Raw genomic sequence first — 5007 nt, 5'->3', positions numbered from 1 at the left:
ATATAGCCAAAAAAGCATTAGAGAAAAAAATTTATTATCCTGAAGTATTTTATTATAAAGCCAGTGAAGAAATAAGAGATGAACTTATAAAAAGAATAAAAGCAACTAAAGATTATTCTGAAGGAGCCAATTTATTATCATGTTTAGCTATGCAGGGAGATGATACTGCACTTGATTGTTTATACGATTTTGAAATGAATCCAAGAGAATGGAGAAAGAAGCTTTATGTTGATCCTTCCATTTATGCTGAATGTGCAGGCTGGACTTTTGATAAAGATAAAAAAATACAAATATTAAATTTCGATAAATGTTATTATTTAGATAAAGCTAATTGCAAAGAAGAAAAAGAAAAAAGCCCTATTAAAATAGCTTTGTTAAGAGATGAAAATTGTCCCGAATGCGGATGCAAAACTATGGATATGGCTATTATTGACGGCAGAGATGAAAGACTTAAATTTATAGGTGTTGATGGTATAATAAAAGCTTCATGCTGTCCTAATTGCGTAACTTATAATACTACTTATTCAAAGTATGATTTAAAAGGAGGAAGCGAAATACTTCCTTTCGATAAAACATCTGAAAATTATTATCCCTCTGAAGAAAATTATATAGGGGAAGAAGAATTAAATTCAATGCATAATAATAATTATATTCTTTCAAAAAATGAAGTTCCTTTGTTTTATGGGGCATTTGATGATACTTTAAACACAATAGGCGGATTTGCTAATTGGGTTCAGGACTGGGAATATATGAAATGTCCAAGCTGCGGAAAGAAAATGAAATATTTAATGCAAATTCAATGGCATACTATTGAATCTATGGCAGAAGGTACTTTATTTATAGAAATTTGTACTGACTGCAATATTACTGCAATGTTTCATCAGCAAACTTGATTTTATAGTATCAACTTTTCAAATAGAAGAAAAAATTTTTTATTCATATTTACTTAAAATTTTTATTATGCTAGCCTTTATATACTTTATCTTTAGGAGAAGAATTTTATGTATCATTCAAGATTTAAAGGCGATCATTATAAAGCAGGATTTAAATACGGAAGTATACTTTCAAGAAACTGTATAGATCCTTTAAGTAAAATAATTATATCAGAAGAGAGAAGAGAGTTTGCTCAAAAATGTTTTCCAATATATAAAGAATTTTTTCCAGAGATAATAGAAGAAATAAAAGGTATGTCTGACGGATTGAATGCTAATAATATAAAATCAAATTATAAAGAAATATGCAGTTTTTTATTTACAATGTATGCATTTACATTTGAAAATAAATGTTCATCATTTGCTTTCAAAACAGATGATGATGTAATACTTGCAAAGAATAGCGATTTTTTAATAGATATAGAAAAGTATTGCGACAGCACTTATTATAGATTAGATAATTCATATTCATTTGTAGGAAATACTACGGCATTCATAGAAATGGAAGATGGTGTAAATGAAAATTCTCTTGCCTGTGCTTTGACTTTTGTTTATCCTACAAAGATAAATTACGGATTAAATGCAGGTATGATAATTAGATATATTTTAGAAAAATTCAAAACTTCAAAGGAAGCTTTAAATTTTATAAAAGAAGTACCTATATCCTCAGCACAAAATATAATTCTAGCGGATAAGTATGGAGATATATTTTTAATAGAATGTAATTGCGATAGGGCAGAGGTGATAGAGAATGATTATGTATTTACAGCAAATCATTTTACTAGCAATGTTATGATAGAATATCAAACAGATTTATATGATGATATTTATTCTAATGAAAGATATAATACATTAAAAAATGCATCAGGAAAATATGATTTGGATTTTGCAAAGAATTTATTATCTGGTAAATATGGTTTTATATGTCAGTATGATAGAAAAAAACATATAGATACTATTTGGTCTAGTATTTATTCACTCAAACAAAATAAAATATACAGAGCAGAAGGAAATCCCTCAAGAAAAAAATTCAAAGAGGATAAAAGGCTTTTTAATTAATAATTATTTTGTAATATTTTGAAAATTACCGCCTAAAAAAGTTTTCCAAGCAGGGTCTGTTATATCTTCTGCATTAGGTACTGATAAAGTTTGAATACTATCATAAGATGAAAATACATTTCTATTATTTTTTATAGTATTAGGTTTTGTTCCCAAATAAGTAACCTTAGTTAAAGAATTTCCAAATGGATTTGCTCCTATTGAAGTAACTGATGCTGGTATTACTATTTCATTTATTGGACAATAAGAGAATGCTAAATCTTCTATATATTCAAGTTTACTATTGACGCCAAATGTTACTTTGCTAAGACTATTATCTACCTGAAAAGCATAAGCCTTAATACCAATAACAGAATCTGGTATAGCTATCTCTTTAAAATGTTTGCCAAAAAGAGAAAAAGCATTGCCCTCTATAACAGTTATACTATTTTCTGGGAATGTAAAAGTTATTGTACAATCAGCATAACTAGGAAATCCTTTAAACATTGAAGATTTTATCTTTCTCTCATCAAAATAAATTTTACTAATATCTATTTCTACATTTTTATAATAAATAGATAATTGGTATGCTGCATCCAATACTAACTTTGCAAGAGAACTCTTCTGAGTATATTCAGCTTTAGGTTTTCCTATAAATATTACTTTATATTGACCTTTATCTTTCTTGTACTCTTGCATTTTAGTTGCTATTTGCTCTTTTATTATATTATCATCTTGAGAGATATCTATTCCATACTTCATTGCTTCAGCATCTAAAATAGGCTGAGGTACAATTTCAGGAGGGTTTATTGGTTCTGACGGATTTGTTGTTTCTGTATTATTATCAGGATTCATAACTGAAGATGAACATGATGCACTTATAATTGCTAATATAAATATTAATAAAATTTTTTTCATTCGTTTTACCTATAATTAAATATTAATTATAATATAACAAAAATTTATAAAATATAAATAAAAAAAGTTTATTTTTTGATATAAATTAATAATCTCTCTCTATTGATTCTCTTATAGAATCATTGGTATAAGGCAAATCAAAGAAATCAACTACCTCAGAAGTTATATTATCATAAACCATTATGTTAATTCCGTTTGTTGTTTTTATTAAATTGCTTCTGCTTATCATAATTTTATTTCCGCTGTCAATTACTAAATCATTATATTTATTAAGCTCTTTATGATAAATATAATTAGTTTCACCCATTGAAGAAAATACTAATTTATTTTTATCTATAACATAAGAGACGTTATTAGTATACATTTCATTAGTTATATTAAAATTGGAATATAAACTCTTTACTATATTATCATTTGTAGTATATTCTCCAAGCATATTAATTACTATAGTATAATCATTGAGATTAGTTATTTTAGTTATATAATCATGTATATTTTCTATATCTCTCAAATTCATATCATAAACTTTATTATATTCATATAAAGCATTTTTCTCCCAAGTATCATAATTTGTATTTCCTCTTCTGTCAGGCAAATCAAAATTATCTTTTAAATATTTACCTAAAAAAGAAGTATATTTCTGAACGCCTCTATAATTTAAATGCCCAGCATCATTATAATCTTTCCAAAAATCCAAATCATAATCATCATAATACATATTGAAATTCATAAAAGGAATATCATATTCTTTGGCAATTTCTCCAACTCTATTGAAATGCCTAGCTTCATCATCAGTCATAGGAAAAGGAGAAGCTATTACAACAATAGGTATATTATTTGTTTTTGCTAATTCCAATATTTTTCTGTAATAAATTTCCTGCTCTTCAAGTAAAGGTAAGGTATCTTTAATATTTTCTATATTAGGTCTTTTAACAGGAAATGTTTTTTGGTGAAAAGAGTATCCTTTGAAATATTTATAATGATTATAATTATTAGCATAAGGTATAAAATCTTCATCTTTTAAATCTTTGTATCTGTTATGATATCTGTACATTGGATTGATAAACTCATCAAATCTTTCTGCAGCAGTTACTTTTAAAGATTCTATTCTATTTTTTGACCATTTTAATGCATAAGTAGCTGCTACAATTTGATAATCTACAACATTAGTTCTGCTTGCTGATACAATATAAGACTCTAATGCAATTAATTTAGGCTTCTGATATTTTAATGCTTCTACTAAATAATGATAAGTACTCCAAATAGGCTGACTTCCTGAAGTAAAATTATATGCAGCAATTCCATATTCTTTGTAAAGTATGGCAGGATTAATATTGTAATGCACATGACTGCTTCCTAAAAATAGAAGATCTATGCTGTTAGTTTTCTGTTCATAAAAACTGTCGCCTTGGTATATACCATTGTCATTTTTAAATCTTAAAACTCTGCTTGAAAACCAAAGCAATGTAATAAATATAGCTATAAAGCAAATAATTTTTATTGTGTTTTTTATCATTTTACAAATAACCTATTTTTTATAATTTTTTTTATTATTTATCAAGTAATCAACTACATTATAATAATTATAAAAAACCGCATTCAAATAAAAACATATCGCATTTATCATTAACTGCAATTTCCTTTTCAAAAGAAGAAAATGTTTTAACTTGAGTAAATCCAACTTCTTTTAAATACTGCTCCATTTCACCATATTTATAAAGATGCGTCTGAAAATCCATAAACTCACTTTGAAGCAATTCAGTATTATTATACATTTCATAAATTGATGGCGAAAACTGGGTTTGAGTTTGTTCTTCATAATAATTTTTTGATTTAAGCAGTATTTCAAAATTTTCTTTTGTTTTAACAGATACAGCAATATTATAATCATTATCATCTATACATCTATTTTTTATTGTATCAACTGCAAAAACAAATTTACCCGTTTTTAAAAGCCAGTTCTTTATTCTTATTAGAATTTGTTTGCAAATATCAATATCTGTAAACAATGATACTGAACCTGAACTAATAAATATATAATCAAATTTTTCTTTCGGATCATATTTCATAATATCAGTATGAACTGTTTTTGCATCAGGAAATTTTAATTTTAGTTTTT

Annotated in this window: 5 protein-coding genes; 2 read left to right on the top strand and 3 right to left on the bottom strand. The window is 26.0% G+C overall.

From position 1 onward, the window contains the following. Both Q0J90_RS04135 and Q0J90_RS04130 read left to right on the top strand, forming a co-directional pair. Positions 1-893 (top strand): hypothetical protein (locus Q0J90_RS04135; protein ID WP_297276706.1); only part of this gene is annotated, 893 nt, incomplete at its 5' end. Between the two features lie 108 nt (positions 894-1001). After that, entirely contained in the window at positions 1002-1991 is a 990-nt protein-coding gene (locus Q0J90_RS04130) for a C45 family autoproteolytic acyltransferase/hydolase (protein ID WP_297276705.1), read from the top strand. Between the two features lie 3 nt (positions 1992-1994). Here Q0J90_RS04130 and Q0J90_RS04125 read toward each other — a convergent pair whose 3' ends face one another. From Q0J90_RS04125 to Q0J90_RS04115, 3 genes are all read right to left on the bottom strand, one after another. After that, positions 1995-2888, bottom strand: coding sequence for a leucine-rich repeat domain-containing protein (locus tag Q0J90_RS04125; protein ID WP_297276704.1), 894 nt, complete (start codon positions 2886-2888; stop codon positions 1995-1997). 85 nt (positions 2889-2973) lie between these two features. Further along, positions 2974-4404, bottom strand: a complete 1431-nt coding sequence (locus Q0J90_RS04120; RefSeq protein WP_297276703.1) for an SGNH/GDSL hydrolase family protein — start codon at positions 4402-4404, stop codon at positions 2974-2976. Positions 4405-4471: 67 nt separating this feature from the next. Next, positions 4472-5007: SAM-dependent methyltransferase (locus tag Q0J90_RS04115; RefSeq protein WP_297276702.1), on the bottom strand; the 536-nt coding region annotated here is incomplete at its 5' end.

The organism is uncultured Brachyspira sp. (assembly GCF_944390595.1).
Classification (GTDB): domain Bacteria; phylum Spirochaetota; class Brachyspiria; order Brachyspirales; family Brachyspiraceae; genus Brachyspira.
This window is presented reverse-complemented; position numbering and strand designations above follow the sequence as displayed.

Excerpts from the sequence above, each read along its gene's own strand:
- Q0J90_RS04120 (WP_297276703.1), bottom strand. The coding sequence starts at position 4,404 with ATGATAAAAAACACAATAAAAATTATTTGCTTTATAGCTATATTTATT.
- Q0J90_RS04130 (WP_297276705.1), top strand. The coding sequence starts at position 1,002 with ATGTATCATTCAAGATTTAAAGGCGATCATTATAAAGCAGGATTTAAA.
- Q0J90_RS04125 (WP_297276704.1), bottom strand. The coding sequence starts at position 2,888 with ATGAAAAAAATTTTATTAATATTTATATTAGCAATTATAAGTGCATCA.